At 68.6% G+C, this 21,360-nt stretch carries 22 protein-coding genes; 11 read left to right on the top strand and 11 right to left on the bottom strand.

Annotated features, from left to right (window positions below; all coding sequences use genetic code 11):
• Positions 1-103: 103 nt before the first annotated feature.
• Positions 104-769: a DUF642 domain-containing protein gene (locus ABD767_RS12015; RefSeq protein WP_344869711.1), complete on the top strand. Its 666-nt coding sequence runs from the start codon at positions 104-106 to the stop codon at positions 767-769.
• A 346-nt stretch (positions 770-1,115) separates the two neighbouring features.
• Here the strand turns inward: ABD767_RS12015 and ABD767_RS12010 are convergent, their stop codons facing one another.
• The 5 genes from ABD767_RS12010 to ABD767_RS11990 form a co-directional block, all read right to left on the bottom strand.
• Positions 1,116-1,817: a dienelactone hydrolase family protein gene (locus ABD767_RS12010; RefSeq protein ID WP_344869710.1), complete on the bottom strand. Its 702-nt coding sequence runs from the start codon at positions 1,815-1,817 to the stop codon at positions 1,116-1,118.
• A gap of 291 nt (positions 1,818-2,108) precedes the next feature.
• The gene (locus tag ABD767_RS12005) at positions 2,109-2,786 is read right to left on the bottom strand and encodes an ABC-type transport auxiliary lipoprotein family protein (protein WP_103046506.1); all 678 of its coding nucleotides are present in this window, start codon (positions 2,784-2,786) and stop codon (positions 2,109-2,111) included.
• Positions 2,783-3,772: an MlaD family protein gene (locus ABD767_RS12000; RefSeq protein WP_103046507.1), complete on the bottom strand. Its 990-nt coding sequence runs from the start codon at positions 3,770-3,772 to the stop codon at positions 2,783-2,785. Before ABD767_RS12000 ends, ABD767_RS12005 begins: the two co-directional genes overlap by 4 nt.
• Complete coding sequence (locus ABD767_RS11995) at positions 3,772-4,596, bottom strand: ATP-binding cassette domain-containing protein (RefSeq protein ID WP_103046508.1); 825 nt, start codon at positions 4,594-4,596, stop codon at positions 3,772-3,774. Before ABD767_RS11995 ends, ABD767_RS12000 begins: the two co-directional genes overlap by 1 nt.
• A gap of 269 nt (positions 4,597-4,865) precedes the next feature.
• A complete protein-coding gene (locus tag ABD767_RS11990; protein WP_103046511.1) occupies positions 4,866-5,987 on the bottom strand; it encodes an MlaE family lipid ABC transporter permease subunit in 1,122 nt (373 codons plus the stop codon).
• Between the two features lie 170 nt (positions 5,988-6,157).
• On the opposite strand from ABD767_RS11990, the gene ABD767_RS11985 reads away from it, so the two are divergent.
• Complete coding sequence (locus tag ABD767_RS11985; RefSeq protein ID WP_103046509.1) at positions 6,158-7,828, top strand: GMC family oxidoreductase N-terminal domain-containing protein; 1,671 nt, start codon at positions 6,158-6,160, stop codon at positions 7,826-7,828.
• A gap of 50 nt (positions 7,829-7,878) precedes the next feature.
• Here the strand turns inward: ABD767_RS11985 and ABD767_RS11980 are convergent, their stop codons facing one another.
• On the bottom strand, positions 7,879-8,091 hold the full coding sequence (locus tag ABD767_RS11980) for a hypothetical protein (RefSeq protein WP_146031526.1): 213 nt from the start codon (positions 8,089-8,091) through the stop codon (positions 7,879-7,881).
• Between ABD767_RS11980 and ABD767_RS11975 the strand changes: the two genes are divergently transcribed.
• The 6 genes from ABD767_RS11975 (at position 8,078) to ABD767_RS11950 (ending at position 13,278) form a co-directional block, all read left to right on the top strand.
• Positions 8,078-8,836, top strand: coding sequence for a TSUP family transporter (locus ABD767_RS11975; RefSeq protein WP_103046510.1), 759 nt, complete (start codon positions 8,078-8,080; stop codon positions 8,834-8,836). The two genes, ABD767_RS11980 and ABD767_RS11975, sit on opposite strands and share 14 nt — an antisense overlap.
• Before the next feature lie 121 nt (positions 8,837-8,957).
• Positions 8,958-9,878 (top strand): arginase, encoded by a 921-nt coding sequence (gene rocF / locus ABD767_RS11970; RefSeq protein WP_103046152.1) that lies wholly within the window; start codon positions 8,958-8,960, stop codon positions 9,876-9,878.
• 151 nt (positions 9,879-10,029) lie between these two features.
• On the top strand, positions 10,030-10,794 hold the full coding sequence (locus ABD767_RS11965; protein WP_103046151.1) for a transporter substrate-binding domain-containing protein: 765 nt from the start codon (positions 10,030-10,032) through the stop codon (positions 10,792-10,794).
• Between the two features lie 45 nt (positions 10,795-10,839).
• A complete protein-coding gene (locus ABD767_RS11960) occupies positions 10,840-11,622 on the top strand; it encodes an ABC transporter permease subunit (protein ID WP_103046150.1) in 783 nt (260 codons plus the stop codon).
• Entirely contained in the window at positions 11,619-12,368 is a 750-nt protein-coding gene (locus ABD767_RS11955) for an ATP-binding cassette domain-containing protein (RefSeq protein ID WP_103046149.1), read from the top strand. Before ABD767_RS11960 ends, ABD767_RS11955 begins: the two co-directional genes overlap by 4 nt.
• 7 nt (positions 12,369-12,375) lie before the next feature.
• Entirely contained in the window at positions 12,376-13,278 is a 903-nt protein-coding gene (locus ABD767_RS11950) for an EamA family transporter (protein WP_103046148.1), read from the top strand.
• Here ABD767_RS11950 and mrdA read toward each other — a convergent pair.
• Genes mrdA through ABD767_RS11925 form a run of 5 tightly spaced genes read right to left on the bottom strand, consistent with a single transcriptional unit; the run spans position 13,259 to position 17,859 of the window.
• Entirely contained in the window at positions 13,259-15,205 is a 1,947-nt protein-coding gene (mrdA, locus tag ABD767_RS11945; RefSeq protein ID WP_103046147.1) for a penicillin-binding protein 2, read from the bottom strand. The two genes, ABD767_RS11950 and mrdA, sit on opposite strands and share 20 nt — an antisense overlap.
• Positions 15,206-15,215: 10 nt before the next feature.
• A complete protein-coding gene (mreD, locus tag ABD767_RS11940; protein WP_103046146.1) occupies positions 15,216-15,734 on the bottom strand; it encodes a rod shape-determining protein MreD in 519 nt (172 codons plus the stop codon).
• The gene (mreC, locus tag ABD767_RS11935; protein WP_103046145.1) at positions 15,731-16,636 is read right to left on the bottom strand and encodes a rod shape-determining protein MreC; all 906 of its coding nucleotides are present in this window, start codon (positions 16,634-16,636) and stop codon (positions 15,731-15,733) included. The genes mreD and mreC overlap by 4 nt, the downstream gene beginning before the upstream one ends.
• A 38-nt stretch (positions 16,637-16,674) precedes the next feature.
• Positions 16,675-17,718 carry a rod shape-determining protein MreB gene (locus ABD767_RS11930; RefSeq protein WP_103046144.1) on the bottom strand — a complete coding sequence of 348 codons (1,044 nt, stop codon included), beginning with the start codon at positions 17,716-17,718 and terminating at the stop codon, positions 16,675-16,677.
• Entirely contained in the window at positions 17,719-17,859 is a 141-nt protein-coding gene (locus ABD767_RS11925; RefSeq protein ID WP_344869708.1) for a hypothetical protein, read from the bottom strand.
• 78 nt (positions 17,860-17,937) lie between these two features.
• Between ABD767_RS11925 and gatC the strand changes: the two genes are divergently transcribed.
• From gatC to gatB, 3 genes are read left to right on the top strand one after another with little or no spacing between them, the layout of a single operon-like run.
• On the top strand, positions 17,938-18,237 hold the full coding sequence (gatC, locus tag ABD767_RS11920; protein WP_103046143.1) for an Asp-tRNA(Asn)/Glu-tRNA(Gln) amidotransferase subunit GatC: 300 nt from the start codon (positions 17,938-17,940) through the stop codon (positions 18,235-18,237).
• Positions 18,238-18,249: 12 nt separating this feature from the next.
• Complete coding sequence (gene gatA, locus ABD767_RS11915) at positions 18,250-19,740, top strand: Asp-tRNA(Asn)/Glu-tRNA(Gln) amidotransferase subunit GatA (RefSeq protein ID WP_103046142.1); 1,491 nt, start codon at positions 18,250-18,252, stop codon at positions 19,738-19,740.
• Positions 19,741-19,750: 10 nt separating this feature from the next.
• A complete protein-coding gene (gene gatB / locus ABD767_RS11910) occupies positions 19,751-21,196 on the top strand; it encodes an Asp-tRNA(Asn)/Glu-tRNA(Gln) amidotransferase subunit GatB (RefSeq protein ID WP_103046141.1) in 1,446 nt (481 codons plus the stop codon).
• The last annotated feature ends 164 nt before the right edge of the window (positions 21,197-21,360 follow it).

Raw genomic sequence — 21,360 nt, 5'->3', positions numbered from 1 at the left:
CGTCATGCTTGGGCACAAGGCTGGGTATTTGCCGGCTTGCGAGGCTGATATACCAAGACTCTTGCGCACATCAGCTCAATGGCTGTTGAACTTGGAGGAGCTCATGAAATTCATTCGCGTTGTACAGGCTGGCGCAATCGCTGCCGCATTCGCCGCCTCGGGAGTGGCGCAGGCCGATCCGGTCAATTTGCTGACCAATGGATCGTTCGAATATCCGACCGTGCCCAATGGCACTTGGGTTCAGGATGGCTCTTTGAGTGGTAACGCTTTGTTTGGTTGGGAATACGACCCCGGTCAGGTCGTTGAAATTCGCAACAACGCCGTGGGCACGGCGCAGCATGGCGTCAACTACGTCGAGCTGGATTCGACGAACAACATGAGCATCTGGCAGACCATTGCAACCACGGTCGGCCAGGCGTATGAAATCAGCTTCTGGTATTCACCGCGCATTGATCAGCCGGCCAGCACCAACGGCGTCAACGTCTATTGGGGCGTTACATTGCTTTCGGATCCGACCATCACCGGCGACGGCGGATCGATCAATAACTGGGTGAAATATACGTATACCGCTGTCGCTACTGGAATCACTTCGACGCTGAAGTTTTCCGCAGAAGGCGCGTCCGACAGCTTTGGCGGCAATATCGACAACGTTGCCATCAGCACCGTCCCGCTGCCCGGTGCCGCATTGATGTTCGGCTCGGCATTGCTCGGCGCTGGCGTGCTGCGCCGGCGCAAGCAGGACGAAAATCCAGGCGGGTTGGCGGCGTAAGCCAGCGCGCTTGGACACCAGCAGATCAAAGGGGCCTCGTGCCCCTTTTTTCATCGCCGGGCCGCTCCAAGATGAAAAACGCCCCCTCGGGGGGGCAGCGGATCATGCGAAGCAGGAGAGCGTGGGGGCCATTTTTCATGGCGGATCGCCATTGCTGGCATGGTGAATGCAAGGGATGTCCTGCATAACCCTCGCGAGTCGGTGGTAGTGCAGATCGGGATGGGGTGCAAGGCGCTTTTCGCCGCCTGTAGCCGTAGCTACAGGCCAAGAGAAGCAACGCAGCGAACCGCCCGAGGCTGCGCTGCCACAGACCGCAGGGAGTTATGCAGGGCATCCCAAGGCCGCATCAAGCGCCCAGATGCCGGGCGAAAAACGCCAGCGTGCGCTCGCGCGCGGCTTGCGTTGCAGGTGCGTCGTAGCTGGCGCGCTGGTCGCAGTTGAAGCCGTGGTCGGCCGCGTACAGGTGAACCTGCGCGTCCGGGTGGGCCTGGGCAAAGGCCTGTACGCCGGCGGCCGGGATGAAGTGGTCGCGCTCGCCGAAGTGCGCAAGCACCGGCACGCGCGCGCTGCGCGCCGATTCGGTCTGGTTGGTCATGCCGCCGCCGTAGTAGCACACGGCGGCCGACAGGCCGTCCACGGCGCAGGCGGCGCGCCAGGCCAGCAGGCCGCCCCAGCAAAAACCCACCACGCCGACCTTGCCGCCGCTGGCCGCGCCGGCATGGCGCACTGCGGCCTCGATGTCGGCCTGCACGCCGGGCGTGGGCAGCGCCTCGGCGGCGGCTTTCAGCGCAATGCCGCGCTGCATGTCGGCCGCGCCATAGCCCAGCTCCACGCCGGGCTCGACGCGGGCAAAGGTGTCGATGGCCAGCGCCAGGTAGCCTTCGGCCGCGTACTGCTCGGCCACGGCGCGAATGTGGCTGTTGACGCCAAAGATCTCGGGAAGCACGACCACGGCGGCCCGGCGCTGCGGCGCGCCTGCGGCGGGTTGCGCCTGCCAGGCGCGCACTGGCGTGCCGTCGGCGCTGGTGAGGGTGATCCATGCGTTCATGGCGGGTCTCCTGTGTGTTGCTTCAGAGCGTGTTGACGATCTCCTCATAGCGCCCGTTGTCTCGCAAAGGTGGTGGCTGCAAGGCGCAAAGCGCAGCCGGGCTGGTGGCCCGGCGAGTATTTGCAACGCAGCAGACGCCATCTTTGCGGGACAACCCTCCGGGCAAGGCAGCAAAAGGCCGCACTCCGCGTTGCGCACCTTGCCCAGGCCACCAGCATGGCCTGCGGCGCGCGCCTCGATTGCGGCCTTTTGCTGCCTTGCGGGCGCTATGAGGAGATCGTCAACATGCTCTCAGTGTGCCGGCTGGCTTTGCAGCCATTGCGCCAGCTCGGTGGCGACCTGGCGCGAAGCCTGGGTCAGCGCGCGCGCGCCGCCGGCGGCGTCGGGCGTGTCGGCGGGCACGCGCGCGGTGAACAGGCGCTGGCCTTGCAGCGCCTCGCCCTGGCCGCTGGCGCGCGACAGCGTGGCGCGCACGCGCACCAGCGCGGCGCTGGTCTGCGGCGTGTCGAAGACCTGGCTGAACTCCTCCAGCTGCACACGCAGCACGGCGGGCAGGCCGCCGCCAGCCAGCTGCTGTGTCAGCCCGGCGTCGCCCAGCAGCACGGGGCGCTGCTGCCCCAGCTGCTCCTGCAGAGCGGCCGTCAGCAGCGTGGCGGGGGGCTGGCTCCAGCGCGCCTGTGCGTAGGGGCGCAGCTGCTGCGCGTTGGCGTAGGCCAGGCGATAGAGCAGCGCGGTGCTGTCTTCGGGCAGGCCCAGGGTCTGCACCTCGGCCAGCGCGATCGCCGGCAGGCGCTGCGCCTGGGCCGCCGGCGCCTGGGCCGCTGGCGGGCCGAAATCGTAGATGGCGGCGTGCGCCGGCGGCTGCGGCAGCACCGAGCAGCCGCCGGCCAGCAGCGCAAGAGCGCCAGCCAGCAAGAGGGTGCGGATGGGTGCGCGCGCGGCGCGGGAACAGGGGCGGGAAGAGGTCATGGCTGTGCTCCTGCGGCGGTGCCCGGCGCTTCAAAGCCGGGCTCGCCCGGGCCGGCGCGCACCGTGTCCGGGCCGTAAATCAGTTGCTGCGGGTTGTCGCTGATGCCCGCGGCGGCGCGGCCGATGCGGCGCGCCGCCGCCGAGGTGTCGCCCGCAGCGCGGTTGACGCGCGGCAGCGTGACGCGCGCCAGGCGGTCGATGGCGCCCGACAGCGCCTGCGCGCTGTCCGTCAGGCCGTCGAGCGCGCCGCCTTCGCGGTTCAGCGCCTGCACCGTTTGCTCGATGCTTTGCGCCGCACCGCCCGCGTGCTCGCTGGCCTGGCGCAGCGCCTGCAGGCTCTGGCGGCTGTCGCTGATCAGTGCGGGCAGCTGCGCCAGCAGCGGGTCGAGGCGCTCGGTCGTCGTGCGATCCAGGCTGGCGGCCAGGTGCTGCATGCTGGAGGCGGCCTGGCCGATGTGCTCCAGCGCCTGGTCCACGCGCTGCTGGTTGCCCTCGTCGAGCAGGCGCGCGACGCGCTCCATGATGTCCTGCGCCTGCCCGAGCAGCTGCGGGCCTTGCTCGACCAGGCGGCTCAGCTGCGAGGGCTGCAGCGGCAGGCGCGGCAGGCCGCTGGGGCCGGGCGTGGGCGCGGTCAGCGCGGAGGCGGCGTCGTCGAGCTGGATGTGCGCCAGGCCCGTGACGCCCTGGTAGCCCAGCGTGGCAAAGGTGGTCGCGCCGATCGGCGCGTCCGTGTCGACCGCGATGCGGATCAGCACGTTGCCCGGCGTCTGCGGGTCGAAGCCGATGGCCAGCACCTTGCCGACGTTCACGCCCTTGTAGCGCACCGCAGCCTGCGGCTGCAGGCCGGTGACGCTTTCGCGGCTGGACAGTTCGTAGCGGTTGTAGCTGGAATGGTCGCGCGACAGCCACATGGCCAGCGCCGCCAGCAGCGCGGCGACGGCAATCACGAACACGCCCGCCGCCCATGCGTGGGATTTGTTTTCCATCAGGTCTCCTTGACCGGCGCCAGCGCCGTGGCGGGCGCCAGTGCGCGCCGTCCGCGTTCGCCGCGAAAGAAATGGTCGATGAAGGGGTGGTCGAACTGCGCCACTTCGCGCGGCGGCCCGGCCACGATGACGCGCTTGTCGGCCAGCACCGCGACGCGGGTGGACAGCGCGTACAGGGTGTCCAGGTCGTGCGTGACCATGATCACCGTCAGGCCCAGCTGGCCGTGCAGCGTGCGCAGCAGCTCGCAGAACTCGTCGGAGCCGTTGGGATCGAGCCCCGCAGTGGGTTCGTCGAGCAGCAGCAGCGGCGGATCCATGATGAGTGCGCGCGCCAGCGCCACGCGCTTGATCATGCCGCCCGACAGGTCGGCGGGCATGCGCGCGGCGTGTTCGGGCGCCAGGCCCGCCAGGCGCAGCTTGACCAGGGCGGCGTCGCGCACCACGTCCGCGGGCAGCGTGCCCAGCTCGCGCAGCGCAAAGGCGATGTTGTCGAGCACGCTGAACGCCGAGAACAGCGCACCGTGCTGGAACAGCATGCCCACGCGCGCGCTGGCGCCCTCGCCGCCGAGCCGCGCGGCCGGCTGGCCCAGTACGGTGACGCTGCCCCGCGTGGGGCGGGTCAGCCCCAGGATGTGGCGCAGCAGCACCGTCTTGCCCGTGCCCGAGCCGCCGACCAGCGAGAGGATCTCGCCCGGCTGCACCTGCAGATCCAGGTTCTGGTGCACCGCGAACGCCTGGTCGCCCTTGCCGAACACCGTGGCCAGGCCGCGGATGTCGACGATTGGCGTGGCGCGCTCTGCGGGGCTGGTCTGCGCTGCGTCCATGCTAGGGCCTGTTCACACTAATCAAGGGGATCGCGTTGGGCCTGAGCGCTGTCGAGCGCAAGGCGTCCACCGCAGCAAGACTCAATGTCTTGCGAGGATGGACAACGCAGCGGGCGGCGGCGCTCAGGCCCAACCCTGCGGGAAGGCATGAAAAATCCGCCTGCCCTGCGTTGCCCGTCTTGCGCGTATTGACATACGCGCGGCGCCAGGCGCCTTGTTCAACCAAATTTTTCATGCCTTCGCGACCCCTTGATTAGTGTGAACAGGCCCTAAAAGCCCAGGTTCTTGAACGCGATGGCGAACAGCGCGTCGACGATGATGACCATGGTGATCGCGCTGACCACCGATGCCGTCGTGCCCTCGCCCAGGCTTTGCGTGTCGGGCTTGACCTGCAGGCCGTAGTGGCAGCCGATCAGTGCGATGAACACACCGAAGACGACCGACTTGCCCATGGCCAGCCACAGGTTGGATGCGCGCACCGCCGACGGCAGTGCCTGCATGAAGTAGGCCGGCGAGATGTCCATCACCAGGTCGGCCGCCAGCATGCCGCCAGCCAGTGCGGCCAGCGTGGTCCACAGGGAGATCAACGGCATGGCCAGCGCCAGCGCCAGCGCGCGCGGCATGACCAGGCGAAAGCCGTGCGGTATGCCCATCACGCGCATCGCGTCCAGTTCCTCGGTCACGCGCATCACGCCGATCTGCGCGGTGATGGCCGAGCCCGAGCGCCCGGCCACCAGGATGGCGGCCAGCATGGGGCCGAGCTCGCGGATCAGCGAGATGCCCAGGATGTTGACGATGAAGGCCTCGGCGCCGAACTGGCGCAGCTGCAGGCTCATCAGGTAGGCCAGCACCACGCCGATCAGAAAACCCACCAGCGCGGTGATCGGCAGCGCCGCCGCGCCCATGCGGTACAGATGGCCCGAGACGTCGCGCCACGGTGCGCGCAGCGGCCGGCGCAGCAGCGCCAGCACGTCCAGCAGCAGGCCGCCGACCAGCTCGACCAGGTGGCGCCCGTGCGCCAGCGTCTGCAGCACGCGAATGCCCAGCGCGTCCAATGCGTCGCCTGGGCGCCAGCGCGCGGGCGGGCTCTGCGGTTGTTGCGACAGCTCGGCCACGCGCGCCAGCAGCGTGCGGTGCGCGTCATGTATCTGCAGCCGCTCGGGCCAGCGCCGGCCCCAGTGGTTCCACAGCAGCTGCGCGCCCACATGGTCCAGGCGCGACAGGCCGCGCAAATCCCAGTCCAGGGCCGCGGCGCTGGCGTGCAGTTGCGCCAGCAGCGCTCGGCAGGCGCGGCGGTCGGCAAAATGCGCCGCCACCCAGTCGCCGCGCACCAGCACGCGCTGCGAGGCCGCATCGCCGCGCGCGAGGGTGGGGGGCTGGGGGACATTCATCGGGCAGACATTGTGCACAAACTGCCACGACCGCTGGGCGCAGCTGTGAAAAAACATCCAGAAATGCGGCAAAGCCTTGCCGTTGAATACCGCGGCGCTACTGAAATGAGAGTGCGTGGTAGTTTGCCCTCTCGACAAACCTGGTGCCGTTCGGACAATGACCGTCCATCATGAGCGACACCACTTTCGACTACATCATCGTTGGCGCCGGCACGGCCGGATCGCTGCTGGCCAACCGCCTGAGCGCTGACGCCGACCGGCGCGTGCTGCTGCTCGAAGCCGGCCCCAGGGACAACTACCACTGGATCCACATCCCGGTCGGCTACCTGTACTGCATCGGCAACCCGCGCACCGACTGGCTGTACCAGACCGAGCCCGACGCCGGGCTCAACGGCCGCAGCCTGCGCTACCCGCGCGGCAGGACGCTGGGCGGGTGCTCCAGCATCAACGGCATGCTCTACCTGCGCGGCCAGGCGCGCGACTATGAGCAATGGGCCGACATCACCGGCGAGGACGCCTGGCGCTGGGCCAGCGTGCTGCAGGCGTTTCGCCGCCATGAAGACCATTGGCGGCTCGATGACCCGGCGCAGGCCGGCGAAGACTTCAAGCGCCTGCACGGCAGCAAGAGCACCGGCGGCGGGGGCGAATGGCGCGTCGACCGCCAGCGCCTGCGCTGGGACATCCTCGACGCCTTCGCCCAGGCCGCGCAGCAGGCGGGCATTCCGGCGACCGACGATTTCAACCGCGGCGACAACGAGGGCGTGGGCTATTTCGAGGTCAACCAGAAAAACGGCTGGCGCTGGAACACGGCCAAGGCATTTTTGCGCCCCGCCTGCACGTCGCGCAGCAACTTCACGTTGTGGACGGGCGCGCAGGCCCAGCGCCTGATCACCGAGGTGGGCAGCGACGGGCGGCTGCGCTGCACCGGTGTTGAACTGATCCGGGACGGCCAGGCGGTGACGGTGCGCGCCACGCGCGAGGTCATCCTGAGCGCGGGCGCCGTCAATTCGCCGCAACTCTTGCAACTGTCGGGCATAGGCCCGCAGGAGCTGCTGCAGCGCCATGGCATCGACGTGGTGCAGGCGCTGCCCGGCGTGGGCGCCAATCTGCAGGATCATCTGCAGATTCGCGCGGTCTACAAGGTGCAGGGCGTGGCCACGCTCAACACGCTGGCCAGTTCGCTCGTGGGCAAGGCGCGCATCGGCCTGCAATACCTGCTCTCGCGCAGCGGCCCGATGAGCATGGCGCCGTCGCAGCTGGGGGCATTCACCCGCTCCAGCCCCGGCATGGCGCATCCCAACATCGAGTTCCACGTCCAGCCGCTGTCGCTGGAGGCCTTCGGCGAGCCGCTGCACGACTTTCCGGCGTTCACCATCAGCGTGTGCAACCTCAACCCGACCAGCCGCGGCAGCGTCCAGATCACCAGCGGCGACTGGCGCCAGGCGCCGGCGATCGCGCCGCACTACCTGTCGACCCCCGAAGACCGCCAGGTGGCCGCCGACAGCCTGCGCGTGGTGCGCCGCATTGCCCAGCAGCCGGCGCTGGCGCGCTACCGGCCCGAGGAGTACAAGCCCGGCCCGCAGTACCAGAGCGACGAGGAGCTGGCGCGGCTGGCCGGCGACATTGCCACCACCATCTTCCACCCCGTCGGCACAACCCGGATGGGCCGCGCCAACGACCCGCTGGCCGTGCTCGACCCGCAATTGCGCGTGCGCGGCATGGCCGGCCTGCGCGTGGTCGACGCCGGCGCGATGCCGACCATCACCAGCGGCAACACCAACAGTCCGACGCTGATGATGGCCGAGATGGCAGCGCAGTGGATACGTCGTGACAATACGTAAAGCAGGAAATTTTCGGGGAAACCCCCAATAGGGCAAGTGGCGTACTGTCACTAAAGTAACACCACTCGACGGCCGCCGCGGCGCGCCACACGAGGGGCCGAGGAGACAACCCGCCAATCCAAGAACAAGATCACATTCAACAGCATCCGCTTCGAGATGCATTTCTCTGAAAGCACCTGCGCCGCAGGTGCTTTTTTTTGCCCGCAAAACGGGCAGCGCTGCAGCAGGCGCGGTGCGACAATCGCGCCGATGGAATCGATCATCGTTGCGCTGGCGTCGCTGTTGGCCGGCTTCGTGGACGCCATCGTCGGCGGCGGCGGGCTGGTTCTGCTGCCGGCGCTGTTCGCCACCTTTCCCGCGGCCGCACCGGCCGACCTGCTGGGCACCAACAAGAGCGCCGCCATCTGGGGCACGGGCGTGGCCACCTGGCAGTACAGCCGTCGCGTGGTGCTGCGCTGGCCCACATTGCTGCCGGCGGCGGTGGCGGCCTTCGTCGGCGCGTTTGCCGGCTCATGGACGGTGACGCTGATCTCGGCCGACATCCTGCGCAAGCTGCTGCCGGTGATTTTGCTGGTGCTGCTCGTCTACACGCTGGCGCGCAAGGATCTGGGGCGCATACACGCGCCACGACTGGCCGAGCGCGCAGAAATGCAGGCCGCCTGCGCCATCGGCCTGCTGCTGGGGTTCTACGACGGCTTCTTCGGCCCCGGCACCGGCAGCTTCTTCGTCTTCCTGTTCGTGCGCGTGCTCGGCTACGACTTCCTGAACGCATCGGTGTCGGCTAAGCTGCTCAATCTGTCGACCAACGGCGCCTCGCTCATCCTGTTTGCCGCCAAGGGCCATGTGTGGTGGCATTTCACGCTGGTGCTGGCGCTGGCCAACGTGGCGGGCAGCGTGCTGGGCGCGCGCCTGGCGCTCAAGCATGGCGCGGGTTTCGTGCGCATCATTTTCATTCTCGTGGTTGGTGTACTGATTCTCAAAACCGGGTATGACGCGTTTGTGCGCTGATTCCATTTTTAAATCAAACGGTTACTTTGTCGGCTTCGCTTGCCGTGCTACAGCACTGTCTGCGCTGCGCCTTCGCGTACCCGATTGATTGAAAAATGGAATGACTCGTGAAAGGACGGACATGACTACCAATCGCTGCCTGACCCTGATCGGCGCGCCCACCGACGTGGGCGCCAGCGTACTGGGCGCCAGCATGGGGCCGGACGCGCTGCGCATTGCCGGCATTGCCGGCGCGCTGCGCGGGCGCGGCCTGCAGGTGAGTGACCTGGGCAACCTGCCCGGCCCGGGCAACCCGCAGGCGCCGGCAAGCGGGGGCTGGCGCCATTTGCCGGAGGTGACCGCCTGGTGCCAGGCGGTGCATGTGGCTACGGCCGGGGTGCTGCAGGCGGGCGCGCTGCCGCTGTTGATGGGTGGCGACCACAGCCTGGCCATTGGCTCGATCAGCGCGGTGGCCGCGCACTGCCGCGCCAGCGGCCGGCGCCTGAAGGTGTTGTGGCTAGACGCGCACGCCGACGCCAACACGCCGGCGTCGTCGCCCAGCGGCAATTTGCACGGCATGCCGGTGGCCTGTCTGCTGGGGCAGGGGCCGCAGCAACTCGTTGAATTGGGCGGCGCGGCTCCGGTGCTGTCGGCGCGGCAGATCACGCAGATCGGCGTGCGCAGCGTCGACCCGCTGGAGAAGCAGTTCGTCAACCGCCAGGGCATCGTGGTGCACGACATGCGCGCCATCGACGAGCAGGGCATGCGCGCCGTGGTGCAGCAGGCGCTGGCGGACGTGGACGAGCACACCCACTTGCACGTGAGCTTCGACCTGGACTGCCTTGACCCGTCGGTCGCGCCGGGCGTGGGCACGCCGGTGCGCGGCGGGCCGACCTACCGCGAGATGCAGCTGTGCATGGAGATGCTGGCCGACAGCGGCGCGCTCGCTTCGCTCGACCTGGTCGAACTCAACCCGGCGCTGGACACGCGCAACCAGACGGCCGAGCTGGCCGTCGACCTGCTGGAGAGCCTGTTCGGCAAGTCCACGCTGGTGCGCCCGTGAAGCCGCGGGTGCGTGCGGGTTTGCCGTAGGGCGGCGCCCACGGCGGCGTTCCTATAATCCGCCAGCTTCTCTGGTGCCGTCGCCCGGGCCATGCGCTGCGGCGCGGGCGCCGTGCCAGATGGATTGCATCTCCCCACCCACAGGACAAGTGATGAACATCTTCAATATCGTGGCCACGGCCGCCGTGGCGCTGGCCGCCGCCGTCAGCGCACAGGCCCGCCCGTTGGCCGACATCGAAAAAAGCGGCACCATCATCCTGGCCTCCGAAGGCCAGTACGCGCCGTTCAACTATTTCGAGGGCAAGAAGCTGACCGGCTACGAGATCGAGGTGGGCGAGGCCGTCGCGAAGAAAATGGGCCTGAAGTACGAGTGGAAGACCGTCGGCTTCGATGCGCTGCTCACCGGCCTGGCGCAAGATCGCTGGGACCTGGTGATCGCCAGCCACGCGATCACCGAAGAACGCGCCAAGGCCGTCACTTTCACGCTGCCGCACTACTGCTCGGGCGGGCAGATCACGGCGCTCGATCCCAAGATCCGCACCGCCGCCGACCTGGCGGGCAAGGTGGTGGCGGTGCAGACCGGCACTACCTACCTGGACAGTGTCAAGAAGGTGCCCGGCGTCAAGGACGTGAAGAACTTCCCGACCGACGAGGCGGCGCGCAATGCGCTGTCGTCCAAGCGCGTCGACGCCTGGGTGACCGACCGCTTCGTCGCCAAGGATCTGATCAGGAAAGTGCCCCAGGCGGGGCTGAAGACCGGCGACATGCTGTTCGTCGAGCAGGTGGCTTCGGCGGTCTCCAAGGGCAACACCACGCTGGCCGACGCCTGGAACCAGGCGCTCAAGGCGCTGATTGCCGATGGCACGATCGCGGCGATCTCGCAAAAATACTTCGGCGAAGACGTCACCTGCAAGTAACCCCTACGGGGCCGCCGCGTGCTGCGGCGACCCCGCCGTTTGCCCATGTTCCCTGATCTCTGGCCCGCACGCTGGAGTCGCTCCCAGCGCAGCAACGCCACGCTGGTGGCGGCCCTGGTGCTGATGGCGCTTGCGCTGTCCCTGCTGGGCAAGCTCCTGTCGCTGTTCCCCGAGCCGATCGGCTCCAACGCCGCGCTGTTTGCCGACGGCGCGCTGACCACGCTCGGCCTCACGCTGGTCTCGGGCACCGTCGGCCTCATCCTGGGCACCGCCGCCGCGCTGGCGCGCACCTCGCGCCGGGCGTGGCTGCGCTATGTCGCGCGCTTCTACATCTGGGCGATTCGCGGCACGCCGCTCTTGGTGCAGATCCTGTTCGTCTACTTTGCGCTGCCGGTGCTGGTGCCGGGGCTGAACCTGTCGGACTTCACCTCGGCCGTCGTCGCGCTGGGGCTGAACGTGGGCGCCTACAACGCCGAGGCGGTGCGCGCCGGTCTGCTGGCCGTGCCGCGCGGGCAGGGCGAGGCGGCGCGTGCGCTCGGCCTGTCGCGCCGGCATGTGTTTCTGGACGTGGTGTTCCCGCAAGCGTTCAAGATTGCGCTGCCGCCGCTGGTGAGCAATTTTGTTGCGCTGCTCAAGGACTCATCGCTGGCCTACGTGATCGGCGTCGTCGAGCTGACCAATGTGGGCAACCGCATCCAGTCGGCCACCTTCCAGCCGGTGGCAACGCTCACCACGGTGGCCATCACCTACCTGATCCTGACCACGCTGGTCACGCAGATCACCAACGCCATCGAGTACCGCTTCGACGTCGAGGGGCGCGCCCAATGAGCAGCAGCGAGCCGGCGCCCTACATCGTCTGCACCGACGTACGCAAGGCCTTTGGCAGCCATGAGGTGCTCAAGGGCGTGTCCACGCAGTTTCGCACCGGCGAGGTGACGGTCATCATCGGCGCCTCGGGCTCGGGCAAGAGCACGCTGCTGCGCGCCATCAACCGGCTGGAGCCGCACGACAGCGGCAGCATCACCATCGACGGTGTCGCGGTGGGCGACGACGCCGCCACGCTGCAGCGCCAGCGCAGCGAAGTGGGCATGGTGTTCCAGCAGTTCAACCTGTTCGGCCACCTGACGGTGCTCGACAACCTGACGCTGGCGCCGCGGCGCGTGCGCCGCACGCCGCGCTCGCAGGCGCGCGAGCAGGCCATGGCGCTGCTCGCGCGCGTGGGCATGCAGGATCATGCGCACAAATATCCCTGGCAACTCTCGGGCGGGCAGCAGCAGCGCGTAGCCATTGCGCGCGCGCTGGCCATGGCGCCCAAGGTCATTCTGTTCGACGAGCCCACCAGCGCGCTCGACCCCGAGATGGTGCAGGAGGTGCTGGACGTGATGCGAGAGCTGGCGCACGGCGGCATGACGATGATCGTCGTCACGCACGAAATGGGTTTTGCGCGCGAGGTGGCCGACCGCGTGATGTTCTTCGACCAGGGCTGCATCGCCCACGACGCACCTCCGGCCGAGTTCTTCGCCAACCCGGGCAGCGAGCGCATCCGTGCCTTCATCCGGCGCATGAGCGCCTGAGCCTTCCATGCGCAGAGAACACCAGGGCCTGCTGGCCCTTTTGATCGTGGTCGCCATCTGGGGCACCACCTTCCCGACGATGAAGCTGCTGTCGACGCAGCTCGACGCGCTGCAGATCATCGGCGCGCGCTTCGCGATTGCGCTGGTGGTGCTTTTGCCGCTGTGGCGCGGCATGCGCCGCGCCGAGCTGCGCTGGGGGCTGCTGCTGGGCGCGCTGCTGTTCATCGCGTTCTGGTTGCAGACCGAGGGGCTGGCGCGCACCAGCAGCAACCGCAATGCCTTCGTCACCGGGCTGAACGTGCTCGTCGTGCCGCTGCTGGCGATGGTGGTGCTGGGGCGGCGCTGCGGCGTGATGCTGTGGGGCGCCTGCGCGCTGGCGCTGGCCGGCATGGTGTTGATGTTCCACGAGGACGCGCCCTGGAACCTGGGCGATACGCTGACGCTGGCGAGCACCTTGTTCTATGCGGTCTACATCCTGCTGCTGGAGGAATGCGCGCGGCGCAACGCCGTCCGGCCGCTGCGCGCCGCGCGCCTGGCAGCCAGCCAGGCGCTGGTCATGTTCGCTGCGTCGGCGCTGCTGATCCTGCTGCGCCATGGCGGCCTGGGCGGCACGCTGGGCGCGCTGCGCGGGCTGGGGACGCACGAGCTCGTCTCGCTCGTCTACCTGGGCGTGCTGGCCAGCGTGCTCGTCGTGACGCTGCAGGCCTGGGGCCAGCAGCGCGTGGATGCGGTGCGCAGCGCCATCGTCTACGGGCTGGAGCCGGTGTGCGCGGCTGCCACCGCGTGGCTGTTGATTGGCGAGCGCCTGGGCGCCAGCGGCCTGGCCGGCGCGGCGCTGATCGTCATCGCGCTGGTCATCAGCCAGCTGCCGGCGCCACGCGTGCGCGCGCTCACCCGGGAGGCGGCGTGATCGGTACGTCGGCCACCTGGCGCGGCGCGCCGATGGGCGGGCCGCCCTGGCCGCGGGCGACGGCGGCAATGTCTTCCTCGCTGGGGTACAGGCCCGACAACCAGTAGTCGAACACCCGGCGCACGATGGGCGCGGCCGCGGCGGCGCCAAAGCCGGCGTTCTCGACGATGACGGCGACCGCGATGCGTGGCTCCTCGACCGGGGCGAACGCGGAAAACAGCGAATGGTCGCGCTGGTGCTCGGCCAGCAGCTTGGCGTCGTAGCGGGTGTTGCGTGCCCAGTTCACGGCCTGGGCCGTGCCGGTCTTGCCCGCCGAGGTGTAGGCCGCGCCGGCGAACACACGCCGGCCGGTGCCTGATTCGTTGACCGCCGCCAGCCCCGCGTGCACCACTTGCACGTTGGCGCTCTTGTAGCCCAGGTTCTCGCCCGGGGGCTGATCGATCGGCGTGATCGTGCCGCTGAGCTGGTCGCGCACTGCCTTGGCCAGGTGGGGGCGGTGGCGCGTGCCGCCGTTGGCCAGCACGCTCTCGGCCACGGCCAGCTGCAGCATGGTGAAGTTGTTGTAGCCCTGGCCGATGCCCAGCGAGACGGTCTCGCCCGGGAACCACTTCTTCATGTCGGCGCGCTTGTAGGCCTGCCGCTTCCAGGCCTGGCTGGGCAGCACGCCGCGCAGTTCGCCGCCCAGGTCGATGCCGGTGATCTGGCCAAAGCCCATCGGTGCCATGAAGTCGTGGATGGCGTCCACGCCCATCTCGACGGCCAGCGAATAGAAATAAGTATTGCTGGAGAACTGGATGGCTCGCACCATGTCCACGCCGCCCAGCCCGCCGGGGTGGCTGCGGAACGTCCGCCCGCCAAAGTTGTAATAGCCCGGGTCGTTGACCACCACCTTGGCGCCGCGCTTGTTCAGCTCCAGCGCGGCCAGCGCCATGAAGGGCTTGTAGGTCGATCCCGGCGGGTAGGTGCCGCGCAGCGCGCGGTTGAGAAGCGGCTTGTCGATCGACTCGTTGAGCGCCTGCCAGTTCTCCTGGTCGATGCCGTCGACGAACAGGTTGGGGTCGAACGTGGGCTTGGAGACCAGCGCCAGCACCTCGCCATTTCTCGGGTCGATGGCCACCAGCGCGCCGCGGCGCTCGCCGAACAGATCCTCGACCATCTTCTGCAGCTTGATGTCCAGCGACAGAATGACCGCGTTGCCCGGCGTTGCCGGGTGGTTCTCCAGCCGGCGCACCGCGCTGCCGCCGGCAGAGGTCTCCAGCAGCTCGAAGCCCGTCAGGCCATGCAGCGTGCGCTCGTAGCTCTGCTCCACGCCCAGCTTGCCGATGTCGTCGGTGCCGCGGTAGTTGGCCGCGTCGTCCGAATCCTCGATCTGCTCCTTCTCGCGCTGGTTGATGCGCCCGATGTAGCCGATGGCGTGGCTGGCCACCGCGCCCAGCGGGTAGCTTCGAAACAGGCGCGCGCGCACCTCCACGCCCGGAAAGCGCCAGCGCTGCGCGGCAAAGCGCGCCACCTCCTCGTCGCTCAGGCGCGTGCGGATCGGCAGCGAGTCGAAGCTGCGCGAGTCGCCGCGCAGCCGCTTGAAGCGGCGCCGGTCGCGCGCCTCGATGGTGACGATCTCGGCCAGCGCGTCGATGGTCGCCTCCACGTCGGGTACGCGCGACGGCGTGATCTCCAGCGTATAGGCCGAGAAGTTGGTCGCCAGCAGCACGCCGTTGCGGTCCAGGATCTGGCCGCGGTCGGGCACGATGGGGACGACGGCCGTGCGGTTGCTCTCGGCCTGCGCGGCCAGGCCGTCGTGGCGCAGCACCTGCAGCACGTACAGCCGCCAGCCCAGCAGCGCGAACGCCAGCAGCACGACGGCGGCGATGACGACCAGCCGCAGGCGAAAACGCCCGAGGTCTTGCTCGGTGTTGCGCAGTTCATTCATCGCCGCGCGCTCACAGGGGACGGTTGTCGTCCTGGTCGGGCGGGCGGCGCTGGGGCGCCAGCAGCACCCAGCCGACCAGCGGCCACAGCAGCGCCTGCAACACCGGCGCCGCCAGCAGCCACCAACCGGGCCACAGGCCTCCGCCGGCCAGGCGGATCAGCACCTGCAGCGCGTGCGCGCCGATGAACAGCGGCAGCAGCTGCAGCGCCTGCTGCCAGGCGCTGAACCACCACAGGCGCCGATGCGCCAGGCCCACGCCGAAGACCAGCAGGCAATAGGCCAGCGCGTGCTGGCCCAGCAGCGCGCCCTGGTGCACGTCGATGGCCAGGCCCATGACGAACGCCACGCCCAGGCCCACGCGTCGGGGCTGGTGCATGCTCCAGAACGCCAGCAGCAGCATGACCCAGTCGGGCATCCACACTACCGGCCCCAGCGGCAGCATGGCCAGTGCCAGTGCCAGTGCCAGGCTGGCGGTGATGAAGGCTGGGCTGGCCGGCAGCAGCAGCTGTTCGCTCGGCGCTTTCATCATGGCCGCGCTCGCTTGGGCTGCGGTCCGGGCGCGGGGCGCTCGGGCGTGTCCTGGCCCACAGGCGTGAGCACCATGACGTGGCGAGTGCCCAGCATCTGCGCCAGCGGCGCGCAGGCAATGCGCGCAAAAGCCGTGTCGGCGCGCCGCTGCACCTGGGTGATGCGCGCCACCGGCAGGCCTGGCGGGTAGACGCCGTCGACGCCGCTGGTTGTGAGCAGGTCACCCTCCTGTACGTCGGCGTTGACCGGGGTGTAGCGCAGCTCCATGCCCTGGGCGCTGCCCGGGTCGCCGTAGGCGATGCTGCGCACACCGGTGCGCAGATTGAGCACGGGAATGATCTGGTCATGGTCGGTCAGCAGCGTCACCTCGCTGAGCATGGGGTAGACGCGCGTGACCTGGCCGAGCACGCCAGAGGCGTCGAGCACCGGCGAGCCGGCCTCGATGCCCGCCACCAATCCTTTGTCGATGATGATGCGGCGCGTGTAGGGGTCGACGTTGTCGTACAGCACCTGCGCGGCCTGCGCCGGCGTGGGCAGGCGCTCGCGCAGCGCCAGCAGCTCGCGCAGCTGGGCGTTCTCGCGCAGCAGCTCGTCGGTCTCGCCGGCGCGCACCGCCATCAGCGCCATCTGGCGCCGCGCCGTGTCCAGCCCTTGTTGGGCGGATTCGAGCGACTGGAAGTAGTCGGCGCCGTGATCGGCAAAAACGACCGGCTGCAGCATCACCCACTGCAGCGGATACAGCACGGTGGCCACCGCCTGGCGGATCGGGCCGGTCAGGTGAAAGCGCGCGTCGGCCACCATCAGGAACAGCGCCAGCGCGCCGTACAGCGCCAGCTGCGCCAGCGGCGACGGGCCCTGGCGGAACATCGACGGCGCCCTGCGCTCCAGCGTTCCCAGGGGCATGCGCTCAACGTCCTGGCAGCATCAACCGCCCGGGGCGATCAGTCGTTGGTGAAGATGCCGACCTGGCGGTCCAGGCGGTCGAGCGCCATGCCGCAGCCGCGCACCACGCAGGTCAGCGGCTCCTCGGCCACCAGCACGGGCAGGCCGGTCTCCTCGGACAGCAGGCGGTCGAGGTCGCGGAGCAGCGCGCCGCCACCGGTCAGCATCATGCCGCGCTCGGCAATGTCGGCGCCCAGCTCGGGCGGCGTCTGCTCCAGCGCGTTCTTGACGGCGCTGACGATCTGGTTGAGCGGCTCGGTCAGCGCCTCCAGCACCTCGTTGGAGGAGATGGTGAAGCTGCGCGGCACGCCCTCGGAGAGGTTGCGCCCGCGCACCTCCATCTCCTTGACCTCGGAGCCGGGAAAGGCGCTGCCGATCTCCTTCTTGATCGCCTCGGCCGTCGGCTCGCCGATCAGCATGCCGTAGTTGCGCCGGATGTAGCTGATGATGGACTCGTCGAACTTGTCGCCGCCCACGCGCACGCTGCCCTTGTAGACCATGCCGCCCAGGCTGATCACGCCGACCTCGGTGGTGCCGCCGCCGATGTCCACGACCATCGAGCCCGAGGCTTCGGACACCGGCAGGCCGGCGCCGATGCCGGCGGCCATCGGCTCCTCGATCAGATATACGGCGGTGGCGCCGGCGGCCTCGGCCGCGTCCTTGATGGCGCGGCGCTCGACCTGGGTGGAGCCGCAGGGCACGCAGATGATGATGCGCGGGCTGGGCGTGAGCACGCTGCGTGGATGCACCATCTTGATGAACTGCTTGATCATCTGCTCGGTGATCACGAAGTCGGCGATCACGCCGTCCTTCATCGGGCGGATCGCCTCGATGTTGCCGGGCACCTTGCCCAGCATGGCCTTGGCTTCGCTGCCGACGGCCTGGATGACCTTCTTGCCGTGGGGGCCGCCCTCGTGGCGGATCGCGACGACCGACGGCTCGTCCAGCACAATGCCCTTGTCGCGGGCAAAAATCAGGGTATTGGCGGTGCCAAGGTCAATGGCCAGGTCGGTGGAAAAATACCGGCGGAATGCTCCGAACATTCAAAAATCCTCATGCGGCACGGCAAGCGCTTCGTCCTGCAGTCGCCGGATATCGATGGAAAAAAGGAGATTGGGGGGATTTTTTCGCACAATGACCGGCGTGATCGGGGCAATTGCGGCAAAGCCGGGATAATAACGCATCCCCTGTCAACCCCTTGTGCGGCGCCGGAGCGGATCCCTGGTAATTACATCCGGTTTCGGGCCGCCTTTGCTTCTCTTATGGCCCTCTCTGCCCAGGACATTGAACGCATCGCGCGCCTGTCGCGCCTGCGCTTCTCCCCCGAAGACGCCGAGCGCATGCGCTCGACGATCAACGACTTCTTTGCCATCGTCGAAAAAATGCAGGCCGTCGACACCACTGGCGTCGCGCCGCTGGCGCACCCGCTGGCAGCCGCCCAGCCGGTGCAACTGCGCCTGCGCGAGGACGTGGTGAGCGAACCCGACCGCCGCGACGACTACCTGGCCAACGCCCCGGCGGCCGAGCGTGGACTGTTCCTCGTGCCCCGGGTCATCGAATAAAGGACGCGGCGCATGACGAACGACACCGCATTGCACGATATGGGCGTGGCAGAGCTTGCCGCGCAGCTCAAGGACAAAAAAGTCAGCAGCGTCGAGGCTGCACGGCATTTCCTGGCGCGCGCGCGCCAGCACCAGGCGCTGGGCGCCTTTCTCTCGGTCGACGAGGACGCCACGCTGGCGCAGGCGCGCGCGCAGGATGCGCTGATCGCCGAGGGCAAGGGCGGGCCGCTGGCGGGCGTGCCGATTGCGCACAAGGACGTGTTCGTCACGCGCCAATGGCCGACGACGGCCAGCGCGCCGATGCTGGACGGCTACCGCTCGCCGTTCGACGCAACCATCGTCGACAACCTGGCGCAGGCCGGCTGCGTGACGTTGGGCAAGCTCAGCTGCGACGAATTCGCGATGGGTGGCGCCAACGAGCACGCCGGCATCGCGCCCGTGGGCTTTGATGCACCCCAGCCGGTGCGCAACCCCTGGGACGCCACGCGCGTGCCAGGCGGCTCCTCGGGCGGCTCGGCCGCGGCCGTTGCCGCGGGCCTGGCGCCTGCTGCCACCGGCAGCGATACCGGCGGCTCGATCCGCCAGCCATCCAGCCTGTGCGGTATCACCGGCATCAAGCCCACCTACGGGCGCGCCAGCCGCTACGGCATGATTGCCTACGCCTCCAGCCTGGATCAGGCCGGCGTGATGGCGCGCAGCGCGCGCGACTGCGCGTTGCTGCTGTCCAGCCTGTGCGGGCCCGACATCGACCGCGATTCCACCAGCGTGGACATGCCGCCCGAGGACTTTACGCGCCACCTGGGCGAGGGCGTCAAGGGGCTGCGCATCGGCGTGCCGCGCGAGTTCTTCGGCGAGGGCCTGCACGCCGACGTGCGCGCCGCCATCGAGGGCGCGCTCAAGGAGTTCGAGAAGCTGGGCGCGCGCCTGGTGCCCATCAGCCTGCCGCGCACCGACCTGGCCGTGCCGGTCTACTACGTCATCAGCCCGGCCGAGGCCAGCTCCAACCTGGCGCGGCTCGACGGCGTGCGCTACGGCCACCGCGCCAAAAACTACGCCGATCTGGTCGACATGTATACGCAAAGCCGCACCGAGGCCTTTGGCGAGGAGGTCAAGCGGCGCATCATGATCGGCACCTATGTGCTGTCCGAAGGCTATTACGACGCCTACTACCTGCAGGCGCAGCGCATCCGCCGCATGATCGCCGACGACCTGCAGGCCGCGTTCAAGGACTGCGACCTGATCGCCGGCCCGGCCGCGCCCAGCGTCGCCTGGCCCATCGGCAGCAAGACCGACCCGCTGGACACCTATCTGTCCGACATCTACACGCTGCCCGCGTCGCTGGCCGGCCTGCCCGGCATGAGCGTGCCGGCCGGCACCGGCGACGCCGGCCTGCCCGTGGGTCTGCAGCTGGTGGCCAACCACTTCCAGGAGGCGCGCCTGCTGGCGGCCGCGCACCAGCTGCAGCAGGCCACCGACTGGCACCTGCGCCGCCCCTCCCTGTAAGGCCTTTTCCATGACCACGAATCTCATCCAAGGCTACGAGGTCGTCATCGGCTTCGAAACCCACGCCCAGCTGGCGACCAACACCAAGATCTTCAGTCGCGCCAGCACCGCCTTTGGCGCCGAACCCAACACCCAGGCCTGCGCCGTCGACCTGGCGCTGCCCGGCACGCTGCCGGTGATGAACAAGAAGGCGGTGGAGTGCGCCATCCGCCTGGGCCTGGCGCTGGGCAGCCACATCGCGCCCGAGAGTGTTTTTGCGCGCAAGCACTACTTCTACCCCGACCTGCCGCACGGCTACCAGATCAGCCAGTTCGACAAGCCGGTGGTGCAGGGCGGAACCGTCTCGTTCTACCTGGGCGAGGAGAAGAAGACCGTGCGCCTGGTGCGCGCCCACCTGGAGGCCGACGCTGGCAAGTCGCTGCACGAGGACTTCATCGGCATGAGCGGCATCGACCTGAACCGCGCCGGCACCGCGCTGCTGGAGATCGTCACCGAGCCCGACATGCGCTCCAGCAACGAGGCCGTCGCCTACGCCAAGGCTCTGCACCAGGTCGTCACCTGGATCGGCATCTGCGACGGCAACATGCAGGAAGGGTCGTTCCGCTGCGACGCCAACGTCAGCGTGCGCCGGCCCGGCGCGCCGCTGGGCACGCGCCGCGAGATCAAGAACCTGAACTCGTTTCGCAACATGCAGCAGGCCATCGACTACGAGATCCGCTGGCAGATCGAGCAGATCGAGGACGGCATTGCCATCCAGCAGGCCACCGTGCTGTTCGACCCCGACACCGGCGAGACCCGCGCGATGCGCACCAAGGAGGACGCGGCCGACTACCGCTACTTCCCCGACCCCGACCTGCCGCCGCTGGTGATCGCACCGCAGTGGATCGACGACATCCGCGCCCAGATGCCCGAGCTGCCCCAGGCCATGGCGCAGCGCTTTGTCGTGCAATACGGCCTGCCCGAGTACGACGCCACCACGCTCACGCAAAGCCAGGCCATGGCCGCCTACTTCGAGGCCGCGGCCCAGGCCTGCGGCCAGCCCAAGCTGGCCAGCAACTGGGTCATGGGCGAGATTTCGCGCCGCCTGAACGCGGAAGAAATCGGCATGGAACAGGTCAAGGTCAGCGCCGGGCAACTGGGCACGCTGATCGCCCGCATCCACGGCAACGTCATCAGCAACAACGCCGCCCGGCAGGTGTTCGAGGCGCTGTGGAGCGGCGAGGGCGTCGACGTCGACGCCGTCATCGACGCCAAGGGCCTCAAGCAGATGAATGACACCGGCGCGCTGGAGAAGATCATCGACGAGGTGATTGCCGCCAACCCCGCCAACGTCGAGCAGTACCGCGCCGGCAAGGACAAGGCCTTCAACGCGCTGGTCGGCCAGGTGATGAAGGCGTCCAAGGGCAAGGCCAACCCGCAGCAGGTCAATGCACTCTTGAAGGCGCGGCTGAATTGACGGCTGACCTGATGGACGATACGACAAGGGCTCCCACGGGAGCAATGCCGCTCAGTTAAGCCTGAGCGGCATTTTTCTTGATGGGGTAGTGAGTCTTGGTCATGCGCACCTCACGCGGGTAACGTCTGTCGGGTCTGCGAGGTGGCAGCACAAAGCGGCGAATG

Origin of the sequence: Comamonas faecalis, from assembly GCF_039538025.1 — a bacterium.
In the GTDB taxonomy this organism is placed as follows: domain Bacteria; phylum Pseudomonadota; class Gammaproteobacteria; order Burkholderiales; family Burkholderiaceae_C; genus Comamonas_C; species Comamonas_C faecalis.
Note: the sequence above shows the minus strand (reverse complement) of the source record. Positions and strands in the feature narration are given on the sequence as shown.